The 23165-nt window shown below is 46.6% G+C and carries 24 protein-coding genes; 16 read left to right on the top strand and 8 right to left on the bottom strand.

Annotated features, from left to right (window positions below; translation table 11 throughout):
• Window positions 1-53: 53 nt before the first annotated feature.
• The gene (locus NYE42_RS18130) at window positions 54-2828 is read right to left on the bottom strand and encodes a DEAD/DEAH box helicase (RefSeq protein ID WP_033574409.1); all 2775 of its coding nucleotides are present in this window, start codon (window positions 2826-2828) and stop codon (window positions 54-56) included.
• Window positions 2815-4425, bottom strand: coding sequence for an SWIM zinc finger family protein (locus tag NYE42_RS18125; protein WP_227578948.1), 1611 nt, complete (start codon window positions 4423-4425; stop codon window positions 2815-2817). Before NYE42_RS18125 ends, NYE42_RS18130 begins: the two co-directional genes overlap by 14 nt.
• Window positions 4426-4628: 203 nt before the next feature.
• Between NYE42_RS18125 and NYE42_RS18120 the strand changes: the two genes are divergently transcribed.
• The 12 genes from NYE42_RS18120 to NYE42_RS18065 all read left to right on the top strand — a co-directional run bounded on the left by NYE42_RS18120 (window position 4629) and on the right by NYE42_RS18065 (window position 14809).
• On the top strand, window positions 4629-4772 hold the full coding sequence (locus tag NYE42_RS18120) for a hypothetical protein (protein WP_003151259.1): 144 nt from the start codon (window positions 4629-4631) through the stop codon (window positions 4770-4772).
• 215 nt (window positions 4773-4987) lie between these two features.
• A complete protein-coding gene (locus NYE42_RS18115; protein ID WP_015418390.1) occupies window positions 4988-5734 on the top strand; it encodes a Wzz/FepE/Etk N-terminal domain-containing protein in 747 nt (248 codons plus the stop codon).
• The gene (locus tag NYE42_RS18110) at window positions 5721-6410 is read left to right on the top strand and encodes a CpsD/CapB family tyrosine-protein kinase (protein WP_015418389.1); all 690 of its coding nucleotides are present in this window, start codon (window positions 5721-5723) and stop codon (window positions 6408-6410) included. The genes NYE42_RS18115 and NYE42_RS18110 overlap by 14 nt, the downstream gene beginning before the upstream one ends.
• A gap of 45 nt (window positions 6411-6455) precedes the next feature.
• Complete coding sequence (locus tag NYE42_RS18105) at window positions 6456-7220, top strand: CpsB/CapC family capsule biosynthesis tyrosine phosphatase (RefSeq protein WP_015418388.1); 765 nt, start codon at window positions 6456-6458, stop codon at window positions 7218-7220.
• A gap of 199 nt (window positions 7221-7419) precedes the next feature.
• Window positions 7420-8745: a UDP-glucose/GDP-mannose dehydrogenase family protein gene (locus tag NYE42_RS18100; RefSeq protein WP_227051148.1), complete on the top strand. Its 1326-nt coding sequence runs from the start codon at window positions 7420-7422 to the stop codon at window positions 8743-8745.
• Between the two features lie 63 nt (window positions 8746-8808).
• Window positions 8809-9597 carry a YwqG family protein gene (locus NYE42_RS18095; protein ID WP_039253556.1) on the top strand — a complete coding sequence of 263 codons (789 nt, stop codon included), beginning with the start codon at window positions 8809-8811 and terminating at the stop codon, window positions 9595-9597.
• Between the two features lie 282 nt (window positions 9598-9879).
• The gene (locus NYE42_RS18090; RefSeq protein ID WP_199022210.1) at window positions 9880-10314 is read left to right on the top strand and encodes a DUF5082 family protein; all 435 of its coding nucleotides are present in this window, start codon (window positions 9880-9882) and stop codon (window positions 10312-10314) included.
• On the top strand, window positions 10314-10574 hold the full coding sequence (locus tag NYE42_RS18085) for a YwqI/YxiC family protein (RefSeq protein WP_007614257.1): 261 nt from the start codon (window positions 10314-10316) through the stop codon (window positions 10572-10574). The genes NYE42_RS18090 and NYE42_RS18085 overlap by 1 nt, the downstream gene beginning before the upstream one ends.
• A 19-nt stretch (window positions 10575-10593) precedes the next feature.
• Window positions 10594-12570 carry a T7SS effector LXG polymorphic toxin gene (locus NYE42_RS18080; protein WP_352426627.1) on the top strand — a complete coding sequence of 659 codons (1977 nt, stop codon included), beginning with the start codon at window positions 10594-10596 and terminating at the stop codon, window positions 12568-12570.
• Window positions 12567-13079 (top strand): hypothetical protein, encoded by a 513-nt coding sequence (locus tag NYE42_RS18075; protein WP_015418376.1) that lies wholly within the window; start codon window positions 12567-12569, stop codon window positions 13077-13079. Before NYE42_RS18080 ends, NYE42_RS18075 begins: the two co-directional genes overlap by 4 nt.
• 267 nt (window positions 13080-13346) lie before the next feature.
• Window positions 13347-14000: a hypothetical protein gene (locus NYE42_RS18070; RefSeq protein ID WP_352426626.1), complete on the top strand. Its 654-nt coding sequence runs from the start codon at window positions 13347-13349 to the stop codon at window positions 13998-14000.
• A gap of 92 nt (window positions 14001-14092) precedes the next feature.
• On the top strand, window positions 14093-14809 hold the full coding sequence (locus NYE42_RS18065) for an endonuclease V (protein WP_268556803.1): 717 nt from the start codon (window positions 14093-14095) through the stop codon (window positions 14807-14809).
• Window positions 14810-14966: 157 nt separating this feature from the next.
• On the opposite strand, the gene chrA is transcribed toward NYE42_RS18065, so the two are convergent.
• Genes chrA through NYE42_RS18050 form a run of 3 tightly spaced genes read right to left on the bottom strand, consistent with a single transcriptional unit; the run spans window position 14967 to window position 16580 of the window.
• A complete protein-coding gene (chrA, locus tag NYE42_RS18060; RefSeq protein WP_015418373.1) occupies window positions 14967-15503 on the bottom strand; it encodes a chromate resistance efflux protein ChrA in 537 nt (178 codons plus the stop codon).
• A complete protein-coding gene (gene chrB / locus NYE42_RS18055; RefSeq protein WP_015418372.1) occupies window positions 15500-16090 on the bottom strand; it encodes a chromate efflux transporter subunit ChrB in 591 nt (196 codons plus the stop codon). Before chrB ends, chrA begins: the two co-directional genes overlap by 4 nt.
• Window positions 16091-16103: 13 nt before the next feature.
• Complete coding sequence (locus NYE42_RS18050; protein WP_007407537.1) at window positions 16104-16580, bottom strand: Lrp/AsnC family transcriptional regulator; 477 nt, start codon at window positions 16578-16580, stop codon at window positions 16104-16106.
• Window positions 16581-16787: 207 nt separating this feature from the next.
• Here NYE42_RS18050 and ggt point away from each other — a divergent pair, with 207 nt between their 5' ends.
• Window positions 16788-18365 carry a gamma-glutamyltransferase gene (ggt, locus tag NYE42_RS18045; protein ID WP_047936264.1) on the top strand — a complete coding sequence of 526 codons (1578 nt, stop codon included), beginning with the start codon at window positions 16788-16790 and terminating at the stop codon, window positions 18363-18365.
• Window positions 18366-18371: 6 nt separating this feature from the next.
• Here ggt and NYE42_RS18040 read toward each other — a convergent pair whose 3' ends face one another.
• From NYE42_RS18040 to NYE42_RS18030, 3 genes are all read right to left on the bottom strand, one after another.
• Window positions 18372-18716: a DUF4181 domain-containing protein gene (locus NYE42_RS18040; protein WP_032867449.1), complete on the bottom strand. Its 345-nt coding sequence runs from the start codon at window positions 18714-18716 to the stop codon at window positions 18372-18374.
• Between the two features lie 165 nt (window positions 18717-18881).
• Window positions 18882-19502 carry a flavin reductase family protein gene (locus NYE42_RS18035; RefSeq protein WP_007407534.1) on the bottom strand — a complete coding sequence of 207 codons (621 nt, stop codon included), beginning with the start codon at window positions 19500-19502 and terminating at the stop codon, window positions 18882-18884.
• 156 nt (window positions 19503-19658) lie between these two features.
• Complete coding sequence (locus NYE42_RS18030) at window positions 19659-20186, bottom strand: spore gernimation protein GerQ (RefSeq protein WP_326244807.1); 528 nt, start codon at window positions 20184-20186, stop codon at window positions 19659-19661.
• A gap of 140 nt (window positions 20187-20326) precedes the next feature.
• Between NYE42_RS18030 and NYE42_RS18025 the strand changes: the two genes are divergently transcribed.
• From NYE42_RS18025 to NYE42_RS18015, 3 genes are all read left to right on the top strand, one after another.
• A complete protein-coding gene (locus tag NYE42_RS18025) occupies window positions 20327-21421 on the top strand; it encodes a CotH kinase family protein (protein ID WP_007407532.1) in 1095 nt (364 codons plus the stop codon).
• 122 nt (window positions 21422-21543) lie between these two features.
• On the top strand, window positions 21544-22437 hold the full coding sequence (locus NYE42_RS18020) for a hypothetical protein (protein WP_007614229.1): 894 nt from the start codon (window positions 21544-21546) through the stop codon (window positions 22435-22437).
• A 41-nt stretch (window positions 22438-22478) separates the two neighbouring features.
• Window positions 22479-23153 (top strand): hypothetical protein, encoded by a 675-nt coding sequence (locus tag NYE42_RS18015; protein WP_007407530.1) that lies wholly within the window; start codon window positions 22479-22481, stop codon window positions 23151-23153.
• The last annotated feature ends 12 nt before the right edge of the window (window positions 23154-23165 follow it).

The raw sequence follows: 23165 nt of genomic DNA, 5'->3' as shown, positions 1-23165 counted from the left end.
AGTAAGGACGACATAAAAGACCGGCTCTTCTGAGAGAGCCGGCCTTTTTGCGTTTAATGTGATTGCGCCGATGCGCTGAGGGTGAATAGTTCTTCAAGCTCAGCGGATGACAGCTCGGTAATCCAATTTTCACTTTGGATAATCTGATCGTTCAGCGTTTGTTTCGTTTCAAGCATGGCATCAATTTTTTCTTCAATCGTTCCCGTCGTAATGAGTTTGTGAACATGGACGAACCGTTCCTGGCCGATTCGGTAGGCGCGGTCGGTCGCCTGGTTTTCCACCGCCGGATTCCACCATCTGTCATAGTGAATGACATGATTGGCAGCCGTCAGGTTCAGGCCGGTTCCGCCCGCTTTCAGTGACAAAATCAGCGTCGGGTATTCTTTCTTCTGGAACCGTTCGACGAGAGAATCGCGTTCCTGCTTGGATAGGCTTCCGTTTAAAAACTGAACCGGTTCTCCGAATGCTTTTTCCAGGAGGCGCTTCATCATGTTGCCCATCTGAATGTATTGGGTGAAAATGAGGCAGCTTTCCCCTTGTCCGCGGATCACCGCCATTAAATCAAGCAGCTTTTCCAGTTTGACGGATCTCCCGTTTAACAGCTCTGTCTGTTCTTCCTTCAAATAGAGCGCAGGATGGTCGCATATTTGCTTCAAGCGGCCGAGCATGCTCAGAATCAGCGCTTTCCGCTGCATCCCGGTCAGAGAAGCCATATGTTCAAATGTATCTTTGACAAGCTGTTCATAAAGGGATGCCTGTTCGGCTGAGAGCGGGATAAACTCTTTTTGTTCCAGCTTGTCAGGAAGATTAAGCGCCACTTCTTCATCCCGTTTTGTCCGGCGCAGTAAAAACGGCCGGATTAACTGCTGAAGCTGGTTGATTCTTTTTTCGTCACGGTCTTTTTCAATCGGCAGCACATAGCGTTTATGAAAGCCGGTCAGACTGCCGAGATAGCCTTTGTTCATAAAATCAAAGATCGACCAAAGCTCTGTCAGGCGGTTTTCCATCGGTGTTCCGCTCAGCGCGATATGATGGACGCCTTTCAGCTTTCTGATCGCGCGGGACTGCTTCGTATGCGCGTTTTTAATATTTTGCGCTTCATCAAGGCAGATGGTGCTCCATGTCACGGAAGAAAGCTCTTCCTGATCGGCGTGCGACAGGCCGTAAGAAGTAAGAACGACGTCCGCGTCCTGATAGGCCGGGACAAATGCTTCCCCCTTCGGCCGGCGGGGACCGTAATGAAGCACGGCCTTCAGCTGCGGCGCGAAGGTCTGGAGCTCACGCTGCCAGTTGCCGAGCACCGATGTCGGCGCAATGATTAAGGCAGGCGCTTTTTGCCGGCCGCTTTCCTTCACATGGAGAAAATAAGCGATCATCTGAATCGTCTTTCCCAGTCCCATGTCATCTGCGAGACAGGCGCCGAAGCCGTTTTCCCGTAAAAACAGAAGCCAGTTCATGCCGTACATCTGATAAGGGCGGAGCTGGCCCTGAAACGCGGCGCTGACTTCATGTTCCGGCAGATCCCGGGCTTCCGTCAGTTTGCGGATCAGGCTTCTGAGCTGCTTTGATAATTCGATCTTGATCCCGGCAAATGCCGATGAGTCAATGATGTCCGTGTCCTCGGCTCCGTTTTCCCCGTGATCCATCAGTTCGCGCGCCAGCACGTCGGACATGTGAAGGCCCTCAGATTCCGCTTTTTCCATCAGTTTTTTCATCTGTTTAATAAATTGCGGATCAATTTTCACCCATTGGCCGCGGATGTTGACGAGACGTCTGTTGTTTGCGACAAGCTCATTGAATTCATCCTCTGTCAGCTCAATACCGTTTGTGGCGAATCTCCAGTTGAAATCAAGCAGAGCGTTCATGCCGACGAAAGACTCGCCCCGCGGCGAGGATGACACTTTCGCCTTGAGCATCATATTGCTGTCCCGGACAATCTGCCACCATGATGGGAGAAGAATCTCCACACCCATATCGACAAGCGTCTCACTCGCTTCCGATAAGAAGATCCAAGCCTCTTCTTCAGAAATCAGCGTCGTTCCTGAATCAAACGAAAGCCAGGGAACCGTTCTGCGGAAGCGGTCCTGTTCGCGCGCGATTTTTCCGCTGTATGCCTGCCACGCTTTTTTCAGTCCCTTCAGTCCGTCAAAAAAGGTGATGGAGCCGGTTTTTTTCTCACGTAAAAACATTTCGATTTTCCAGTCGTCACCGTCGAAATCAGGCTCGTTTAATCGGAGCCCGACGGTAAACGGCGTCAGATCGTCATGCCAGCCGATTCCCTCGAGAAAATCATCTTCATCCAAAAAGGAGCCTTTAAACGTATGAACGGCCGGCGAGCGGGTTTCGATCTGCCGCCATTTTTCCAGCAGGTCATCATTGTACTGAATGTAGTCCTGGACCGCGGCTGAGAACCAGTCTGCCGTAAAGCCTTCCAGCAAAAGCTCGCGGTCTTTGAAGCGCAGGACGCCATTTTGCCAAGCCTCATAATCCGGAAGAAAATCGCCGTCGGCAATAAATTCGTATATCGTCGAAGCCGCTTCGATTAACGGTTCCGTTTCCTTTGTCAGCTGCACGGTGCTGAATGAATTGAACGAGTTTTTTCCGAGCAGCTCGACGGTCATCCACGGGCTGAGCAGAACGGCCGGGGTGCCGATGAAGCTGACGTCTTCAAGAAACGTTCCGTAAAAGGTGGACTCATGCCATTGGAACAAATGAGTCTTCATCTGACTGAGAGTAAGCGGCTGCTCCTTCTCATCATGGCTTGACAGCGTAAATGTCCAATCTTCCATTTGTTCTACATGAATGAAAATTTCCTTAAGACTCGCCATCAATCAACTTTCCTTTCTGCAATTCTTCTTGAAGGGCGCGCAGCCTCTTGTAGCTTGCGCTCAGCCGGCTGATATACCGCTCCCATACCTGCTGTTTTTTTGCCTTTTTATAAAGCGTCCGCAGTTTTTTCAGATGGCGCGCAGCCTCTTTATAGGCGCTGCGGTTTTTTTGGTCGATAAAAAAGGCCGCCGCCCGGTGATAGGAGGGGATGAGCGCTTCCGGATCACTGGCGGCAATTTCCTTCAGGATGTCCTTTTCGATTTCCCAGACGGAAAAACCGACGAGGCTGTGAATCTCCACCCACTCCGCGTACCGTCGCTTTTCATACAGGTACTGGCTGTATTCGCTAAAGGTATAGGGAAGGCAGCCGGAAGCAAACCGTTCAAACAGCTGATCATCCCGTGAGTGCCGCGCATAATCCGCCAATAGCGCAAACAGCTCTCCGATAATGTCGCGCATTTCTTTAAACGGCTTATCAAGCTTCGTATAGTTCACGGCAAGCGGCTCGATCCGGCCATACCATGCTTTCAGCCGTTTCCAGTCTTTTTTCGCGGTGAGTTCACCGAGCCATTGAAAGGTATACGGCAGCGCTTCAGGAGGGAAGCGGGACATATCTTGGAAGACCGCTTCATCATCTTTTTGCAAAAAGGCCAGATGAAGCCGTCCGAACCGCACTTCCGGCGAAAAACGGCGCCCGCTTTCCTGTGCGAGAATCTCCTGTTCACGCGCAACCCATTTCGGCCGGTTCAAAAGCGCGCTCCACATTTCACCGAATACCCGGAGGCGTTCGTATTGAAAAAGCTCTTCTTTCACAAGCAGTCTGCGAAGCACCGGGGGCGTCCGGTCTAAAAAGGGATCGAGTGAAAAAGACAAAGCGTACGTTTTCAGTCTGTCAATGGAGGAATAAATCGTATCCATCAGCTGTTCCACGTATGGATTGATGCTGTAATAATCTTTTTCGGCATCCAATCTGCCTGACTCAATCAAAGTGAACATGTGAAGCCAGACGGCAAGCGCCGAATGAATCTGATATAAGCTTTTAAGCTCGGGTTTTTTCGGGGCGTGTTTTTTGAGCGCTGACAGATAGCCGTAATAAAGGCCCTGCATCGTCTGGCTTCCGGCCGGCGTCCGCGCCTCCCACAGCGAGAATTCCGAATCAAAAAAAGCGAGCCAGCTTGACAGCGACTCTTCATTCGGCAGCACTTTTTCCTGAAACTGCCGGCGGACAAGCTCCCTGCTTTCCTCAAGCTTTTCTCTTTCCAGCCAATGTTCGGTAAAGGTACCGACCCGCTCGAATTGGGCATATACGTAAAGAAAAACGGCCAGCACGTGGCGGCAGATCGCCTCAGACGGGCATGCGCAGCCGCTTTTCACCATGAAAAATAAGTTCAGCGTGACCCTTACAGGCACAACATCCTGCACATATGCGGAAATCTCTGTCGGGGTTTGAACCTGTATACGATAGACGGAATCCTGCCGATATAAAATGAGTGCTTTCTTCATCAGCTGAACATTGTCTTCATTGTAAGGAAGAAGTTCTTTAAGCTGTTCAGCCGCTGCGAGCACATCTTCTTTAACAATCATATCCTGAAGCATGATTATCGCTCCTAACGAGTCACAAAATAAAAAGATTCCAATTCCTCTATTATATCGCAACACATGGCCCGGAAAAAGTTTTTCCTAAAAAAGGACATAAAAACCCGAATGTGTCGAATGATGTATTAGAGATTGCAAAACAGCACCCGACAGCATATAATAATCTTGTTTTCAATTTAATGGAAGCCGAAAGGAAACGAATGATGAAGAAAACGAAGTTAGATCAAGAGGAGTTTCTGAAGATTTTAATGCATGCGCACGACATTGGTGAGCAGTCCTCTGAGATGACCACAAAAGAAATGCTTGAGAATTTGATTTCTTATATTAAAAATGGATATGCAACATAAAATCCCGCAGGCTCTTGGCCGCGGGATTTTTTAATCTTCCTGTGACACCAGTATTTAAAGCGCTTACAAAAATAAAACAGATTGAAGTGATTGTCTATTTTTGTCGAATTTTGTCATTTGAAAAGGTTAGAAATGACAGTTTAAAGCTGTATAATCGTAATTGGAAAAGATCATTGGAGGGAATGGGAATACGCGGAAAGTGATATGGAGGTTATATGGGAGAATCGACAAGCATAAAGGAAATATTCGCAATACTGAGAAAGCGTCTGCTGTTTATACTTATTATTACCGCGGCGGCAACTGCCGCAGGCGGACTCATCAGTTTCTTCGCTCTTACGCCGGTCTATGAAAACTCAACTCAAATTTTGGTCAGCCAATCCAAAAACAATCAAAAAGAAGTCCAATTCAATGATGTTCAAACCAACCTCCAATTAATCAACACGTATAATGTCATCATCAAAAGTCCGGTCATCCTCGATGAGGTGATTAAACAGCTGCATCTGTCCATGACTTCGAAAGAGCTGGAATCGAAAATCACGGTGTCCAGCGAGCAGGATTCACAAGTCGTGACGATTGCCGTGCGGGATACGGATGCTAAGCGGGCGGCCGTTATGGCAAATGCGGTTGCAGCCGTTTTTCAGGACAAGATCACCGCCATTATGAACGTGGATAATGTCAGCATCCTTTCAAAGGCCGAAGCGGCGGACAGCCAGTCACCGGCAGAGCCTAACCGTAAGCTGAACATCGCGATTGCGTTTGCCGCCGGACTTTTGGGCGGAATCGGTCTCGCCTTTTTGCTGGAACATCTGGATAATACGATCAAATCGGAAGAACAGCTGGAATCGCTGCTCGGTATCCCGATCCTGGGAACGGTTACTTCAATCAGTACTAAAGACAGCGTTGCCAAAAACTTGAGGATGGCGGAAACCAAACAAGCGGGGGGCGGACATGTTGACGCGTAAAAAAGACAAACCCGGAAAACGAAGCGTGATTGCGATGTCTGAGCCGAAATCCATCAACTCAGAACAATATCGCACGATCCGCACAAACATTGAATTTTCTTCCGTTGATACGGAGGTGAAGTCCCTTTTGATCACATCCGCCGGTCCGGAAGAAGGAAAATCGACAACCGCGGCCAACCTTGCCGTCGTATTTGCACAGCAGGGGAAAAAAGTGCTTTTAATTGATGCGGATCTGCGCAAACCGACGGTTCATTTCACCTTCAAATTGGATAACGGAACCGGATTAACGTCGCTGCTGTTAAAACAGATGCCGTTTCAGAAAGCCGTCCTGCCGGCTGATGAAGCAAACCTGGATATTTTAACGAGCGGGCCGATCCCGCCGAATCCGGCGGAGCTTTTATCGACGGGTGCCATGAAAGATCTTCTGTCAGAAGCCGGCGCAGTTTATGATAAGGTGATTTTGGATACGCCTCCCGTTTTGGCCGTAGCCGATACGAAAATATTAGGCAGCTACACTGACGGGGCCATTATGGTGATCTCAAGCGGGAAAACGGACAAGGAAAAAGCGGCCAAGGCAAAAGAAGCGCTCGATTACTGCCCGTGCAAGCTCCTTGGGGCCGTGATGAACGGGAAGAAACAAACGAAACATTCGGACTACGCCTATTACGGACAATAATGTCATAATGGGCGCGGTCCATTCTTTTTAAGGAGGGATTGAAATATGATAGATATCCATTGTCACATCCTTCCTTCCATAGACGACGGCGCGGCGGATGATACAGAAAGCCTGAAGATGGCGAGAGAAGCGGTCAGACAGGGGATTGATACGATCATCGCGACGCCGCATCATGTGAAATACCGCTATGACACGGACCGGCATACGGTCAACGAAGCGGTCAGCCTGTTAAACAAACGTTTGAACAAGGAAGGCATTCCGCTGACTGTTCTGCCCGGCCAGGAAATCAGAATAGACGGAGATCTGCTGGCAGGTCTTCAAAGCGGCTCGCTTGTCCCGCTCCATAATACAAAGTATGTGCTGGCGGAATTTCCGGCGGATCATGTCCCGGCCTACGCTGAAAGGCTGTTTTATGAACTGCAGCTGAACGGATATGTCCCCGTCATCGCCCATCCGGAGCGGAACAGGGAAATTCGCGAAAACCCTTCCGTTCTATACAATCTTGTGAAGAAAGGCGCGGCCGCCCAAGTGACGGCCGGCTGCATTGCCGGAGCATTCGGGCGGAAAGCGAAATCCTTTTCGCTGCAGCTGATGGAAGCGAATTTGATTCACTTTCTCGCATCTGACGCCCATAATCTCGGCCCGAGAAATTTTTATTATCAGGAGGCGCTCGGCGTTCTGAAAAAAGAAGCAGGGGCGGAGCTGATTTACATGCTCACGGAAAATGCGGCGCTTCTCGCTGAAAACAAAGCCGTTTATAAGGAACCTCCGCTGCCTGTGGCCCGCCGTAAGCGCTGGGGTCTTTTTTAATCGTCGTCTCCATCCCGTTTAAATGAAGCGTAAGCGGCTGTTTTGCAAGATGATTCTTTTATGCTTATGCTATTATCAGCGGCCGGCGCCGTTTTTTCCTATCATGACCTCAGGCTTCCGGCATTCAGCCGGCGCCGGGATCATATGATAATAACGGTAAGCTGCCCAGCAGCAATTTCTAAACGGTTGGGGGAACACGATGAAAATAACAGTGATCGGAACAGGCTACGTCGGTCTTGTGACAGGAGTGTCTCTTTCAGAAATCGGCCATGACGTAACATGCATAGATATTGACGAACGTAAGGTTGAGCAGATGAGAAAGGGCTTGTCCCCTATCTTTGAACCGGGTCTTGAAGATATGATGAAACGAAATATCGGCCGGCATCGACTGGCATTCGAAACGAGCTACGAAAAAGGGCTTGCGGAAGCGAAGGTTATTTTTATAGCGGTCGGAACGCCGCAAAAAGAAGACGGGCACGCAAACCTTACTTATATTGAAAATGTCGCCGAACGGATTGCCGAACATATCTGTAAAGATGCGATCGTCGTGACAAAAAGCACGGTTCCCGTGGGAACGAATGACAGGATCAGCGAAGTTATTCATTCACGGCTGAAAGCGGACGTGAACATTTCAATCGCCTCGAATCCGGAATTTCTCCGTGAAGGTTCGGCGATTCACGATACCTTTCACGGAGACCGCATCGTGATCGGGGCTGAAGACCGGCAGACGCGGGAAACGCTTGACCGGGTTTTCGCGCCGCTTGCGATTCCGGTATATCATACGGACATCAGAAGCGCTGAGATGATCAAATATGCGTCAAACGCATTTTTAGCGGCGAAAATCAGTTTTATTAATGAAATTTCTCATATATGTGAAAAAGTCGGTGCGGATGTGGAATCAGTCGCACACGGAATGGGATTGGATAAACGGATCGGCAATCAATTCTTAAGAGCCGGCATCGGTTACGGCGGTTCCTGTTTTCCGAAGGATACAAACGCCCTCGTGCAGATTGCGGGACATGTGGAGCATGATTTTGAATTGCTGAAGTCCGTCATTAAAGTCAACAATAACCAGCAGTCCATGCTGGTTGATAAAGTGCTGAACAGGCTCGGCGGTGTGACGGGGAAGACCATCGCGTTATTAGGGCTGTCTTTTAAGCCGAATACAGATGATATGCGGGATGCCCCGTCCATTGTCATTGCGGATCGTCTGGCGGCTCTTGACGCCCGGATGACAGCGTACGATCCGATCGCTTCATTCCGGGCTTCCGGGCTGCTTCCGGCTGCGGTTTCCTATCGGGAGTCCATAGAAGAAGCCGTCAGGGGAGCGGATGCCGTCCTGATTCTGACAGATTGGGAACAAATTAAGCACTTCCCGCTTGAAGCGTACAAAGAGCTGATGGAAACCCCGGTTATTTTCGACGGGAGAAACTGCCACTCGCTTGAGGAAGCGGAACAGGCGGGCGTGGAATATATCTCAATCGGAAGAAGAGCCGTCGTGCCTCAGACTGATTCTGTCACTTGAAAGGCCGGCGGACCGCGCCGGCCTTTTATCATACAATCATTAGAGACGAAGGGGATATTAATCGTGGAAAAAACATGGAAACTGCCGAAGCAAATGGAATCATCCCGCGATCTGCTGGAAACGTCAGCACGGCCTTTTATCAAACTGCACGTCAAAAAAGCTGAAACGGGACGGTATGACAGTAAAATTGCAGGAGACCCCTATTTTCCGAAACATGAACCATATCCTAAAGATGAAAGCGGCAGGCCGATGAAGCTTCTCGCTCAAATCAATTTTGCGGATATGCCCGGACTCCCTGATTTTCCGGCCACCGGCATTCTTCAGTTTTACATATCGGTCAGTGATGACGTATACGGTCTGAATTTTGACGACGGGTGCGTGCAAACGGGTTTCTGCGTCAAATATTTTGAACATGTGACAGCAGAAGAAGCGGAGCTCATGGATGATTTTTCTTTCGTTCAGGTTGAAGAGGAGTACGATTTTCCGATTCAATCAGAAGCGCTGATCACCCCTGAGCTATCTGCTGAATGGGTGCTCCCGTCTGATTTTCAATTCAGGCAGTATGCCGGGATGGATGCCTTTGACTATTTCGAGCAGTTTGACGATGAGGTGTATGACGAATATACGGCGAACGCATTCGGCCATAAAATCGGCGGCTATGCGTCCTTCACCCAGGAAGATCCGCGGTCTTACTCCTATCAAAACCATACGATTCTGCTTTTGCAAATTGATTCAGATGATGACATTGATTCGATGTGGGGAGATGTGGGAATCGCCAATTTCTTTATCAGACCGGAAGATTTGAAGAAAAAAGATTTCTCAAACGTTTTGTACAACTGGGACTGCAGTTAACGACAGTATGATGATCATGATACAAGGCAAAGGAGACGGTTAATCACTGTCTCCTTTTTTTTTTAGGGAATTTATCATGGATACATAGAGGAGATCGATGAATGGATATGCCGTTTATGTGAGTCTTTTGGCGTTAATGATGAGCATCTCGGCTGTTGAAAATAAGCCATTTAACCTATTTAAGCTGCTTTCTGTCTATTTTAAAATATAATATATGGAAATATAGTATGGAAAAGTCTGTGCTTTTTGTACGACTTTTTGCGTAAGACGAGGTGAAAACAGATGAGCCATTCAAGCACATTAAGCCATATTAACAGCACGATCAGCCATAAACTGGGCGAGGTTGAACACCAAATTGATAAATTAAAAGAAGCGAAAAGAGAGATAGAATCTCTGCAGGAAGAGGGCGTATCTGAAATCAGGGACATCCTCAGGCCGCACCTGGACCATCATTGGACCGGCACTTTTTCTGAAGAATTTGATGACCGGCGCGATCAGGCCCATACAGAAGCATACAGAATCGTCACAGACAAATACGACGGTTATATTTACCGAATCGGCTTAAAGATGACACAGCTTGAAATTGAAAAAGGAGGGCTCCTTGCCGCCAGAAGCATCGCGAGAGAGGCAGAGCACCTGCTGACGCTGGGAGAAGAAGCCCTTGACACGGTCGGAGAAAAAATACAATCAATCAAAAAAAGCTGGAGTTGGTTTTAATGGCAGAAATAAAACTCAAATACGGAGCTGTCATGAAGCAGCTTGAATCCGTCAGCAGCGCTTTGGAGGCCGTTTCGATCGGGAACGCCGGTTCAAACGGAAAAAACAAGCTCGACTATACCTCCAAGTACCAATCCCGCGAGGCAAAGCTTGTATCGATGATCAGCGAATACAAGCAGGCCGTTCATAAGAATATTGCGGACGTTAAAGACAACGTAGATTCTTTGAAAGAACAGGACGAGGCGATCGCCGTAAAATAACGAAAGAAAGGACTTGCCGATGAGCAAAGTGTTTGAATCACAATCGTTAACGGACGAAGCAGATAAGAGAAAGAAACAATACGAAGCCCTTGAAGAGCAGCTGCGTGCGCTCAAACAAGCCTTTCAAGGCATGGCTGATCTGGGTGATGCTTTGAAAGGGAAAGGCGCAGACAATATAAAAGATTTTTTTCAGGGACAAGCGGAAATCGCCGACAGCTGGTTGACGCTTGTCTCTGCTCAAATTGCGTTTTTAAATGGCATTTCAGGTGACATTAAAGATCAAGAACTCAGCGATACATATGTGGAGACTTCATTTTTGGAGCATGAGCTGCCCAACGCGGATTTGAAAGCTTCAGAGATTGTCTCCGCTCATAAAGCAGAAATCGATTCAATTTTGTCAGGCATCAGCGATATTATTCATCTCGACACATATACGCTGGATGATTACGCTGACAAAATGGGCGATGCCCAGAAAACCAGACGTGACACGATCACGGCAGTCGATACGATTGATGAATCCCTGACTGCTGAATATCAAAACTTAGAATCTCTGGACAACGCAGTGCTCAGCAAATATTCCGTTCTCATGCAGGCCACCAGCAACGGGAAAAGCGCATCCCCTATGTACTATGACAAAAAAGCCTTCCACAGCAATGAAATCTACAAAAGCGTCACGGCGACAGAAAAACAGGGAACGGACTATATTGACGCAAAAGCCCAGCAGGCCGAAGCAAGACGGCTTCAGGAAAAGGCTGAAGAAGAAGCCAATAAACCATGGTACGAAAAAACATGGGACGGCATCTGCAACTTTACCGGCGAAGTCACCGGCTATTATGATTATAAAAGAGCAGCCGAAGGCGTTGATCCGGTGACCGGAGAAAAGCTCTCCACCGCAGAACGCGTCACAGCAGGAGCGATGGCCGCCGCCGGATTCATACCGGTCGTCGGCTGGGCGGGCCGCGCTTTCAAAGGCGGAAAAGCCATTTACAAAACCGGAAAAACCGTCATTGCCGCAGAACATGCTTTAGATGCCTATAAAACCGGAAAATCCTTAGACATTCTCAAAATGACAGAAATGGGCGCATACGGCCTTGTCGCCTCAAACGGATTCTCAGAAGCCGTCACAGGCAGAGATATGTTCGGAAACAAAGTGTCCGAGGAGAAGCGGAAGCAAGGGGCACTGGAAGCTGCGCTGAGTTTGGTTGGAGCCGGTGCATTGGCGAAGCATGTAAACAAAGGCATACCGCTTGCAAAATCGCCACAAGCATCAAAAGTTGAAAAAGGGAAAAAGATTCTAGACCAACTGAAAGAATTCAAAGTACCGACGAATGTAAAAATTCGTGTCCAAAAGACTGTCACACCGGATGGCGCAACTTTCCCAATCATTCATGCTGATGTGAAAACCAAAGCTGTGAAAGATCTTGGGATTGTGAAGATGGTGGGTAGTGGTAAAGGCACTAAGGGTCCGATGATAGAGCAGAAGAGGAAAATACCAGGACGACCGGGTCATACAACAAAAAGCGATTCAACTGAACTTGGGAAAAACTTGTTAGAATCTATGGGATTACCGCGGTCATCAAAATGGACTGGATACCAAGCCCAACATATTATTCCTGGAGAGCTATATAACCATCCTATAATTAAAAAAATAGGAATGGAAACAAATCATGCATCGAATGGTATTTTCTTACCAATACCTGCAGAGGCAATAAGTACTTTGTCTAGACATAGAGGTTATCATAGTGTTTATAATAATGTTGTAAAAAAACAGTTGAATAAAATGGACATTAATGAAAGTGTTGAAGTTTTAGAACAACAAGTTTATGAATTACAGCAAAAACTAAAATTAGGGGTAGAAAAAGGAATACCTCTTTATAAATCGAAAATCAAAAATATGGGAAAGTTTTATAAAAAAGGTCAAAACAAAAAGCTCCCTATCTGGCAAAGAGGCGGGGGAGCTACAGAGGAATTATGGGAAAGGTGGTTAAATAAATGAGTAGTTTCGGTGAATATAGCGATTTAGTGGAAGAGGTAATTGACTTTATTAAGGATGGAGAATTATTTAAAAATAATAATCGGAATTTGTCTGATATTACAGTTACAGACGATTTTGAGATTGCACAACAATTAGCATGGTCTCAAGATACTGATGAAGTTGAAGTAATTTGGCAAGATGTCAAATCAAATGAAACCGGACAGTTGCTGGGTATAATTTTAAATAATGATCACTTAAAAACAATAGATGAAGAATTATCGAATATTTTCAATTCTGATGATAACTATTCTGAAGATTTCATTCCTATGGATTTTTGGGATATTGCTGAAGAAGTAGAGTCAGATCTGTATAAATGTGCAATCAATCGTCTGGTAAACGGTAATAAAGACAATCTTTTTGAGAAAATGTTTCAAGTATATAAATCCGGCGGATGGCCTTGTGGATGGAAAGGTATATATCCTGAAGGTCAATTAGTCGCTTTTATACCCCCGAAAGCTATGAATGATTAGTATATTTATTTGGGTTGTACCGATAAGGAGATTGAACCTTATTAAAATTAAAGATTAGGAAATGAATAGTTACTAACAGAGGTTCTCATGGTAAGAAAACATAATAAATTAGATGTTCCAAAAGCGAATATACATCCCAGAGAATAACATTAGGAGATGCCTTGTTTACTGATGTATTAGAATTGCTATAGTTAAGAGCTTGCCGTGTTGTCATCGGCAAGTTTTTTTATAGATAATATAACAATGTGGAATACAAGGAGAAGCAGGATGGACAGAGATCAAATTTCTCAATTGCAGCCATTAAAAATCTGTAATGGCTGGTCTGTAGTACAGAACAATTTAAATTCAGAAAAAAGAATGGAAGAAAAATATGAACTGCTAAAACTACAAAATGAAAAACGTAATGCTGTTATTAAGGTAATATTTCAAAATGATCAATACCATCTCATAGTAGCGGGCTTGAAAAAGGATAAGATTTATAAAGAAGACTCTTTTAATGAAATGGAACAATTATTGGAAGAGTTAGAATATCAAATCTGGACTGTGGGAAGTGGGGTTTTAGAGGGTTTGCAGCAGCTAAGCCAACATGTTCCCAATTTCTTAAGGCTTAAGATACCGGCGGGCTGGACTGTTGATTATATTACATTAAAAGATACTGACCCTAAAACTCTAGAGGAAAATGATGATGCTTGGTTATTTGACTTTAATCAAGACCTCCTCCAGATTTCTCGTAAAACTAAAAATTTGCTGCTTGATGTAGGGTGGTACCCAGAAGGCGATCCAACCGGCAGTTATGGCATTGAACTGATAAAAAACGAAGATTGGGGAAATCCTTTAGAAGATATTATGTGTACTGAACTTAAAGAATTACTTAAACAATTGGACCTTATTTTTATGAAAGAAATGAAAAATGAATTTTAATAAAAGATATAATTTGTTGAAGGAGTCTTCGCTAGATCGACACACAGGACGACTGAGAGCGAAGACTATTTTAAGAGAGGAAAACAAGTAAAATGAAAATACATCAAATTCACGATTTTGATCTAAAAGATGAATCGGATTTTGTTCAAACACAACAATCCCTAATACATAGAATCAACCTATCCCCCGTCATCCATCCAGACTCCGTCAACACATGCGCAGGCGTCGACCTCGCTTATTGGGAGCAGGACGGGGAACCGTACGGCGTATGCAGTATCATCGTGATTGACGCTGATACAAAAGAAGTGATTGAAAAAGTGCACAGCATGGGGAAAATCAGTGTGCCGTATGTGTCCGGTTTCCTCGCGTTTCGCGAGCTGCCGCTGATCATCGAAGCGGCCAAAAAGCTGGAGGCGGAGCCGGATGTGTTTTTGTTTGATGGCAACGGGTATCTGCATTACAATCATATGGGCGTTGCCACCCATGCGGCTTTTTTTCTGGGTAAGCCGACGATTGGGATTGCGAAAACCTATCTTAAAATCAAAGGCTGCGATTTTGAGATGCCCGAAAATGAAGTCGGCGCCTACACCGATATTCTCATTGACGGCGAGGTATATGGCCGGGCGCTTCGGACACGGCGGGACGTGAAGCCTATCTTCTTGTCTTGCGGACATAACATTGATTTAGAAAGCAGCTATCAGATCACAATGAAAATGATCAATCGAGACAGCAGGCTGCCGATCCCTGTCCGTCTGGCTGACCTTGAAACGCATGTTTTGCGAACGTTTTATCGGAAAAATCACGTGTAACACTTGCAGTCCGGGAGGCTGCAAATGTTTTTTATTGATCAGGCCATCTGGGGGGATGACAGGAACCACATGTAAGAAGCATAGACGAAGAAACAGTTATCTATATCGAACAGCATATCGGGACTGAAACAAAAAGCACCTGTCCAGGTGCTTTTTTCTATAAATGAGGAACCACAAGACCTCCATACAAAAACGCCGCGATAATCAGGAAGGCCGGATGCATCTTGAATTTTGTCAAGGCAAGGAGGGAAATCCCCGCAATCACTATCGCTTGAACCCAGCCGATCGCTTTGATGCCGTCTGCGCCGATTTGCCAGGTAAGAATGAGCATCATGACGGCGATGACGGGCTGGACGGACAGCGTCATGCCTTTGATGACGGGTGATTGGCGGAAGCGCTGAATGATGCGCAAGAGGACGATCAAAGCGAGCGCCGACGGTACGACGGTGGCGATCAGCGCAATCAGGAACCCGGGCCATCCGCCTGCGCTGTAGCCGACATACGCCGCGATTTTGGTTGCGATCGGGCCCGGCAATGCGTTCGCAAGCGCGAGCATATTTGAGAATTGATCGTTTGAGAGCCAGCTGTATCTGTTGACGACTTCTTCAAACATCAGCGGGATCGACGCCGGTCCGCCTCCATATCCGAGTACGTTTGCGACAAAAAACGCCATAAATACATAAATCATGATCATGAGGCAGACATTCCTTTATCTTTTGAACGTTTATTTGTGATTTTGTCTTTCAATTTAAAATGAAACGCGCCGTATGCTAAGAAAATAATAATGACAAAGCCGGGATTGATCTGCAGCGTTTGCAGGCCGATAAAAGCGATGATAAAAAACAGAATGCCCGTGACCCAGCCGAAACCTTTAAGCGCTTTTTGGCCAAACTCGTACGCCATAATGCCGAGCATGACGGCGATTACCGGTGTTACGGCGCCAATCATGCCGGCAACAATTGCTGAGTGGCTTAAGACATTGACAGCCGCAAACAAGCCTACCATAGCAAGACATGTAGGCAGAATATGGGCAAGGGTTGCCACGATTGCGCCTAACGTGCCTTTCAGCTTAAAGCCCAGATACGCGGCCATTTTTGTGGCAATCGGTCCGGGAAGCGCATTTGCGATCGCTAATATTTCTCCGAATTCATCATCATCTATCCATTTGTATTTATTGACGGCTTCATGGCGGATGAGCGGGATCACCGACGGGCCGCCCCCGAATCCGAAAATGCCCGTTCGGACCATCGCCGCCGTAATGTCCCAATAGGGATGTTTCATGGCTATGTCCTCCTTACAGCTTCATGCCCGTTCTGCTTTTATACCGTTTAATCAGCATTTGGCAGTCGACGCTGACGACGCCTTTTTGCGTATAGAGCCGTTTTGTCAAAAACTCTTCCATCTCCTGATCATTTGCGAAAATGCCGTGCATATGCAGCTTGCTCGGTCCGGTCATATGATAAAGGCTTGTCACGGCCGGCTCCTTTTCAAGCTTTAATGCGGTTTCCTCCAAATACTGCGGCTCCACCTCCACATTAAAAAACACGGACACATGGCGGCCGATTTTCGCCGGGTTGATGACAGCGGTGAATTTTTCAATCACACCGGCATCGAGTAAATGCTGAATGCGGTGCTGAACCGCCACTCGCGACAGGTTAACCCGCTTTCCTACGTCTGTATAGGAAATCCTCCCTTCCTCGTGCAAAATCGAAAGAATCTGTTTATCCGTTTCATCAAGGACAAGATTCGGAATGCTGTATTCATGTTCCAACCCGCTTCACCTTCCTTCATTTGGTAGACATTATTGTATCATGAAACGTTACGGTATGAAGGGAGAAATTTTTTATTGTTTTCGATACGTAATAACTTAGAATTATTTCTTATCGAAAAGTAAATAATGTGTGAGATTTTCTTTCAGGAATGTGGATGGCCGCGAAGCCGCTTTTTATACTTGAGAAAATTTGTAAAGGGGCTTGCCATGAATACTTCAACCATCGGAACGAAACAAATGGTCGTCAGTCCGCATTATCTCGCTTCTCAGGCGGGGGCCGGCATTCTGGAAAAGGGCGGAAACGCATTTGACGCGGCAGTGGCGGTCAGCGCCTGTCTGGCAGTCGTGTATCCGCATATGACGGGTCTTGGCGGGGATTCATTTTGGCTCACTTACCATAAAGAAACGGGACGAATCAAAGCTTATAACGGGAGCGGCCGTTCAGGGAAGCATGTGACGAGAGACTTGTATCGGGGCAGAGAAGCGATCCCTCTGCGCGGGACAGAAAGCGCCATTACCGTTCCGGGAATGGCGGACAGCTGGGATGCCGTGCTTTCGGCGTACGGGCGTCTTTCGCTCGCTGAGGTGCTGAAGCCAGCTCTTGATTATGCGGCAAACGGATTTCCGGTGTCCGCCGACCAGTGCGCCCACACAGAACGTAATCTCGCTCTTTTAGCCTCGGTGCCTTACACCTCGGCCATTTTTACGAGAAACAAAAAAGCGCCCATGCCCGGTGAACGGTTTGTCCAAAAGGATCTGGCGGCCAGCTTGGAGCAGCTTGCCCAGAAAGGCAGAAGCGCTTTTTATGAAGGAGACCTCGCTCAACGCATCACATCCTTTCTGCAAAACAACGGCAGCCGTCTGACACTTGATGACTTTAAAGCCCACCGCGGCGAGTGGACGAACCCGGTATCCTCCGATTACCGCGGGTGCAAAATCTATCAGGCTCCGCCGAATTCACAGGGTTTTACAGGCTTAATGACGCTCAATATATTGGAAAACTATGATTTTTCTCAGATTGAACACGGTTCCTTTGACTATTATCATCTGCTGATCGAGGCGCTGAAGAAGAGTTTTCAGCACCGGAATGAAGTGCTGACTGATCCGGCATTTTCTCATATTCCGCTGGATCGGCTGCTTGATAAACGGTATGCAAAGCAGCTCGCGGAAGAAATCGGTAACGTGGCTGCGCCGGCGGTAAGCCGGCCGGTCGGAAGCGACACAGCTTATGCCGCCGTCGCCGATGCGGAAGGAAATGCCGTTTCCTTTATTCAGAGCCTCTATTTCGAGTTCGGATCTGCCGTTACAGCGGGGGAGACGGGCATTCTGCTGCAAAACCGCGGGTCATTTTTTTCGCTGGACGGATCCCATGTCAATACACTTGAACCCTGCAAGCGGACGTTCCACACCCTCATGCCGGCGATGACCTGTAAAGAAGGAAAGCCTCACATCCTGTACGGAACCCAGGGAGGAGAAGGCCAGCCGCAAACTCAGACAGCGATGATTACGCGCATCATTGATTACAAAATGGACCCCCAGCAGGCGATCAATGAGCCGCGCTGGGTCTGGGGACGGACATGGGGAGAGGAGTATGAAGGGCTGAGGGTTGAAAGCAGAATCAGCCCTGAAACGAGAGAAGCCCTAAGGCAGAGCGGCCACCGCGTCGAGACCGTTGGTGATTTTGACGGGCTTATGGGCCATGCGGCAGCGATCGTCATTGATGAAGAAGGCTTTCTCCAAGGCGGGGCCGACCCGCGCGGCGACGGAGCGGCCGCAGGAGTATAGACTACGCTAACTGATGAAAAAAATAAGCACGCCAAGCGCGGCAGAAAGACCCGCGTAAAAAGAATCGTACACATTTTGCTTTTCCTCCCGCCGGTGCCGCCATTCCATTAAGCCGCTGCAGAAAAATAGCATGAAAACAACTCCCGCAAATACGTACATTTCATTGAAAAAAGTCACCGCTGCGATGCCCGTAATAAGCAGTGTGATTTCGATTAATCGATGTGTGCCGTTTATCGGCTTCTGCTTTTTAACAGGCTTTGGCAAATTGAGAACTTTGACGGCAAATACTTGAAACATAAGGCTGAGCAAAATAAATACGGCTGAAAAAACCAGTAACTGAATGAAATCCATCGTCTGCCTCCTAAAAATGTGTCACTCGTTTCATACGGGTGAGGGCCTTGTAAGTTTCGGCATTCTATAAGACATTAGGCTGAGTTACATGGTAAAAGACTCAAAAAAGACCCCTTACGAAAGGGGTCTTTTTGACTAGTTTCTTCTATTATAATGGTTCCTGCTTCAGGTCGGGCGTACAAGTGTATATGTCTTCCCGAGTCTGGCGTATTCGTTCCCCGCGAGCCTTGCCGCAGGCTTCAGCTCATCTGTCCGTATGTAGCCTTTATCGGCGTCATATACTTGGTCATTCAAATGAAAACAAACGACTCTGCCGATGATGAGGTCTGTCGTCGTTTCTCCGCTGTCATTTTGGAACGGAAGATGGCGTTCGAGTATACATTCAAACCTCACTTTTGCTTCTTTTATACCGGGAACGCTGATGCAAGCGCTGTCTGTCACAGAAAAGTCTGTCATGCCAAGTTCGCTGACATCAGGATCAAGTCTTGCCGCCGTTTTGTTAATGTCTTCAATAATGGACTCATCACTGACGTGCACCACGAATTCCCGATGAGCGATTGCGTTTCTCGCGGTGTCTTTCTGCCGACCGTCCGCGCGGCTGACTGAGATGGCCAGAAGCGGCGGTTCTGCGGAGACAACGTTATAGAAACTGAAGGGCGCCGCGTTTACGGCGCCGTTGATGGATGACCGCGTAGTGACAAATGCGATCGGCCGGGGAACAACTGTGCCCGAAAGCAATTTGTAAGTGTCTTTTGCGTTCAGTTCGTCTGCTCGTAAGATATGCATGATTTCGGCCGCCTTTCTTTATCGTATGACCTGATTATACAGAAAGAAAATTCGGAAACACAACAAAAGAAAACCGGCTGCATATCTTATCACGTGGCATATATCTGATTGAGGAAAAAGGCTTCCGTTTAGCCGGCAGCCTATTTACGAATGGTGTTACTTGTAGTTTTTCTTTACAACCCAGATGTTCCCGTCTTTCCAGTACTCTGTTTTGCTGCAGTAATCGTCTTTTTTGCAAGGGTCTTTTTTATGAGGACGATAAGTTTTTTTCTGCGTGCGTTTTTTCTTGCGGCGGCATGATTTTTTGTGGCTGCGAGATTTTTTGTGAGACCGGCATGATTTTTTACGGCTGCGAGATTTTTTGTGAGAGCGGGATTTTTTATGGCTGCGAGATTTTTTGTGAGAACGGGATTTTTTATGGCTGCGAGATTTTTTGTGAGAACGGGATTTTTTATGACTGCGAGATTTTTTGTGAGAACGGGATTTTTTATGGCTGCGAGATTTTTTGTGAGAGCGGCACGATTTTTTATGGCTGCGAGATTTTTTGTGAGAACGGGATTTTTTATGCTTGCGAGATTTTCTCTTCTTACTGCTTTTTGGTTCTTGGTACAAATAATCTTCCAATCCCTCGGTGCTTGCGGACTTTACTGCTTCTTCGATATCAGAATGGGAATAGTGGCCCATTTTGAAACCTCCTCATGATATATGTTTTAAGGATGCGATCCTTACTACCACATAGTACGCATGAATGAAAAAAGTGTATGTGTGATTCGCTGAGTTTTATATAAAAAGCACAGCCTAAATTAATACAGGGAGGTTTACTGATGAAAGACCAATCAACATTGCCTCTATACCAGCTGTTTATTCACCCGAAAGACTTAATGGAGCTGAAAAAAGACATTTGGGATGATGATCCGGTGCCCGCGGTGCTGAGAGTGAATCAAAAACGGCTTGACATTGATCTGGCGTACCGCGGCTCTCATATAAGAGATTTCAAGAAAAAATCGTATCACATCGCTTTTTATTCGCCGAAAACATTTCGCAGGGCGAAAGAGATACATTTAAACGCTGAATACAAAGATCCGTCGATGATGCGGAATAAGCTGTCTCTCGATTTCTTCGCGGAGCTTGGGACGCTGTCACCAAAGGCGAATTTCGTAACCCTGCAAATCAATGGCAGACATGAGGGGGTGTATCTTGAGCTGGAGTCAGTGGATGAATATTTTCTGGCGAAACGGAATTTGGCGGACGGGGCTGTTTTTTACGCGGTTGATGACGACGCCAATTTCTCCCTCGTCAGTGATCTGGAGCGGGATACGAAAACATCGCTCGAACTTGGTTATGAAAAGAAAACGGGAACGAAAGAAGACGATTTATACTTGCAGGATATGATCTATAAAATTAATACCGTGCCGAAGTCAGAGTTCAAGGGGGAGATCGTCAAACACTTGGACGTCGATAAGTATTTGAGGTGGCTTGCGGGCATCGTGTTTACCTCAAACTACGATGGATTTGTTCATAATTACGCTTTGTACCGGAATCATGAAACGGGACTTTTTGAAGTCATTCCGTGGGATTACGATGCGACGTGGGGAAGAGACATTCATGGTGATCGGATGGAGGCCGATTATGTCAGAATACAAGGGTTTAATACCTTGACTGCAAGGCTTCTGGATGAACCGTATTTCCGCAAAGCGTACAAACGGCTTTTGGAAGAGACGCTTCAGACCCGGTTTACCATTGAACATATGAAGCCGAAGGTCATGTCACTGTATGAGCAGATCAGGCCGCATGTCGCGAAGGATCCATATAAGAAAGAAGAGATTGATTGCTTTGACCGGGAGCCTGAAGTGATTTGCGAATACATTAAGGAGCGGTCAGCCTTCATCAGCAGTGAGTTAGAGCGGTGGAATATCTGATTTGGAAATGAAGAAAGATTTTTTACAAATAGGCTGGTGAATCAGTTCCCGAAAATAATCGTGATACGTATATATGCATTATGCTTTTTACATTATGAGAAAAATGACTAGGAGGACAATAGATGAAACGCAATACGAAGCGGCAGCGGTCTGATGACAACTTTTTGCATGCAATGGAAGGAAAAGTGATTACTGTCTACCGGGGAGGCCCGGAGTCCAAGACAGGGAGATTAGCAGACATTCAATCGGATTATATCGCTCTTCAGGTTGATAATAAAATCGTTTATTATCAATGGAAACACGTGAAAAGTGTGACGGAAAATACGAGTGAAACCGTATCGCCGGCCGAAGCGGCAGAATGTGAAAAAGCTGATGATTTTCAAGACCTGATCAGCCGGATGACCAATCGCACGGTGCAATTGAATCAGGGAGGTCCGGAATCGAAAAGAGGAAAGCTTCACGAAACAGGGGATGATTTTCTCGTGCTGGAAACAGAAGATGACGGAATTGTATATTTTAACGCCGACCATGTCAAAAGCATCAGCGCGGAACAAGAAGAGGACGGCCAAGAGGAGGAGCGCCCGGAATTTGAAATGGCTGATGATTTTCACGGCATATTTAAACGCCTGATCCACAAATGGGTATCCATCAACCGCGGAGGTCCTGAAGCCGTTGAAGGTATACTTGTGGATAATTCCGACGGCCACTACACTCTTGTGAAAGATAAAGAAGTGCTGCGGATCTATCCTTTTCATATCAAGAGCATCAGCGAAGGGGCAAAAGGAGCAGCTAAAAAAGAGGAGAATAAAGACGACGAGAATAAAGGTGAGAAAGAGAGCGCCGAAGAAGAAAAGCCGCATGAAGAAGAATCACGCGAAGAGCAGCGTACTTCCTCTAAAAAGTCGAAAAGGTCGTCAAGATCCGTTCGATCCTCAAAACGGGAGGAAGAGAACTCTTATAGCTATGCCACTGTATTAAGGACAATAGATTATCGGTGGAAACACGGCCGTAAATGATTGGAAAGATTGTCCGTAAACGCGGGAGAGGGGGGAATGAAATGGCTGGATTAAGCAGATTTCTGGATAAACAAGTCGATATTGAGATATCGGGGAATACGACATTTTCAGGAACTCTTTTGGATATCGGTCAGGATATCATTGTGATTCATGACGGCCGGACGTTTCTTTATATTCCGCTGCTGCACCTTCAGAGGATGACATTGACGCTCCCGGACGAAGAGAATAAAGAACCGTACGCAAGAAAAAAAAGTCCGCATCCCGAAAAACAGGAACATTCCTTTTCTTACCGGAATACCCTCCAGCATATAAAAGGCAGATTCACAGAAATATTTGTTACGGGAGACCGTTCCATTCATGGGTATGTGACAAGTGTTTTAAATGATTATTTTGTTTTCTTCTCTCCGGTTTATAAGACTCTTTTCATCTCGATGCATCATTTGAAATGGCTGACACCCTATTCCGATGAGCAGACGCCGTATACATTAAACAGTTCAGAGCTTCCGGTTGTTCCCGCTAATGTGCCCCTTGTCCGGAATTTTGAGGAGCAATTAAAAAGATATATCGGGAAGCTGATTATTCTGGATTTAGGAGATATACCGAATAAAGTCGGGCTGTTGCAGGATGTCTCAGATAATATTCTTGAATTGACCAATGCAGACGGCGATACTGTTTTTTGGAAATTGAATCATTTAAAAACCATGCACCTGCCATAAATGATAAAACTG

Origin of the sequence: Bacillus sp. FSL K6-2865, from assembly GCF_040311405.1 — a bacterium.
In the GTDB taxonomy this organism is placed as follows: domain Bacteria; phylum Bacillota; class Bacilli; order Bacillales; family Bacillaceae; genus Bacillus; species Bacillus velezensis.
This window is presented reverse-complemented; position numbering and strand designations above follow the sequence as displayed.

What these genes read in the sequence shown, in the direction of transcription:
- NYE42_RS18130 (WP_033574409.1), bottom strand. Translation starts at nt 2,828, where the DNA reads ATGGCGAGTCTTAAGGAAATTTTCATTCATGTAGAACAAATGGAAGAT.
- NYE42_RS18125 (WP_227578948.1), bottom strand. Translation starts at nt 4,425, where the DNA reads ATGCTTCAGGATATGATTGTTAAAGAAGATGTGCTCGCAGCGGCTGAA.
- NYE42_RS18120 (WP_003151259.1), top strand. Translation starts at nt 4,629, where the DNA reads ATGAAGAAAACGAAGTTAGATCAAGAGGAGTTTCTGAAGATTTTAATG.
- NYE42_RS18115 (WP_015418390.1), top strand. Translation starts at nt 4,988, where the DNA reads ATGGGAGAATCGACAAGCATAAAGGAAATATTCGCAATACTGAGAAAG.
- NYE42_RS18110 (WP_015418389.1), top strand. Translation starts at nt 5,721, where the DNA reads ATGTTGACGCGTAAAAAAGACAAACCCGGAAAACGAAGCGTGATTGCG.
- NYE42_RS18105 (WP_015418388.1), top strand. Translation starts at nt 6,456, where the DNA reads ATGATAGATATCCATTGTCACATCCTTCCTTCCATAGACGACGGCGCG.
- NYE42_RS18100 (WP_227051148.1), top strand. Translation starts at nt 7,420, where the DNA reads ATGAAAATAACAGTGATCGGAACAGGCTACGTCGGTCTTGTGACAGGA.
- NYE42_RS18090 (WP_199022210.1), top strand. Translation starts at nt 9,880, where the DNA reads ATGAGCCATTCAAGCACATTAAGCCATATTAACAGCACGATCAGCCAT.
- NYE42_RS18085 (WP_007614257.1), top strand. Translation starts at nt 10,314, where the DNA reads ATGGCAGAAATAAAACTCAAATACGGAGCTGTCATGAAGCAGCTTGAA.
- NYE42_RS18080 (WP_352426627.1), top strand. Translation starts at nt 10,594, where the DNA reads ATGAGCAAAGTGTTTGAATCACAATCGTTAACGGACGAAGCAGATAAG.
- NYE42_RS18075 (WP_015418376.1), top strand. Translation starts at nt 12,567, where the DNA reads ATGAGTAGTTTCGGTGAATATAGCGATTTAGTGGAAGAGGTAATTGAC.
- NYE42_RS18070 (WP_352426626.1), top strand. Translation starts at nt 13,347, where the DNA reads ATGGACAGAGATCAAATTTCTCAATTGCAGCCATTAAAAATCTGTAAT.
- NYE42_RS18065 (WP_268556803.1), top strand. Translation starts at nt 14,093, where the DNA reads ATGAAAATACATCAAATTCACGATTTTGATCTAAAAGATGAATCGGAT.
- chrA (WP_015418373.1), bottom strand. Translation starts at nt 15,503, where the DNA reads ATGATCATGATTTATGTATTTATGGCGTTTTTTGTCGCAAACGTACTC.
- chrB (WP_015418372.1), bottom strand. Translation starts at nt 16,090, where the DNA reads ATGAAACATCCCTATTGGGACATTACGGCGGCGATGGTCCGAACGGGC.
- ggt (WP_047936264.1), top strand. Translation starts at nt 16,788, where the DNA reads ATGAATACTTCAACCATCGGAACGAAACAAATGGTCGTCAGTCCGCAT.
- NYE42_RS18040 (WP_032867449.1), bottom strand. Translation starts at nt 18,716, where the DNA reads ATGGATTTCATTCAGTTACTGGTTTTTTCAGCCGTATTTATTTTGCTC.
- NYE42_RS18035 (WP_007407534.1), bottom strand. Translation starts at nt 19,502, where the DNA reads ATGCATATCTTACGAGCAGACGAACTGAACGCAAAAGACACTTACAAA.
- NYE42_RS18030 (WP_326244807.1), bottom strand. Translation starts at nt 20,186, where the DNA reads ATGGGCCACTATTCCCATTCTGATATCGAAGAAGCAGTAAAGTCCGCA.
- NYE42_RS18025 (WP_007407532.1), top strand. Translation starts at nt 20,327, where the DNA reads ATGAAAGACCAATCAACATTGCCTCTATACCAGCTGTTTATTCACCCG.
- NYE42_RS18020 (WP_007614229.1), top strand. Translation starts at nt 21,544, where the DNA reads ATGAAACGCAATACGAAGCGGCAGCGGTCTGATGACAACTTTTTGCAT.
- NYE42_RS18015 (WP_007407530.1), top strand. Translation starts at nt 22,479, where the DNA reads ATGGCTGGATTAAGCAGATTTCTGGATAAACAAGTCGATATTGAGATA.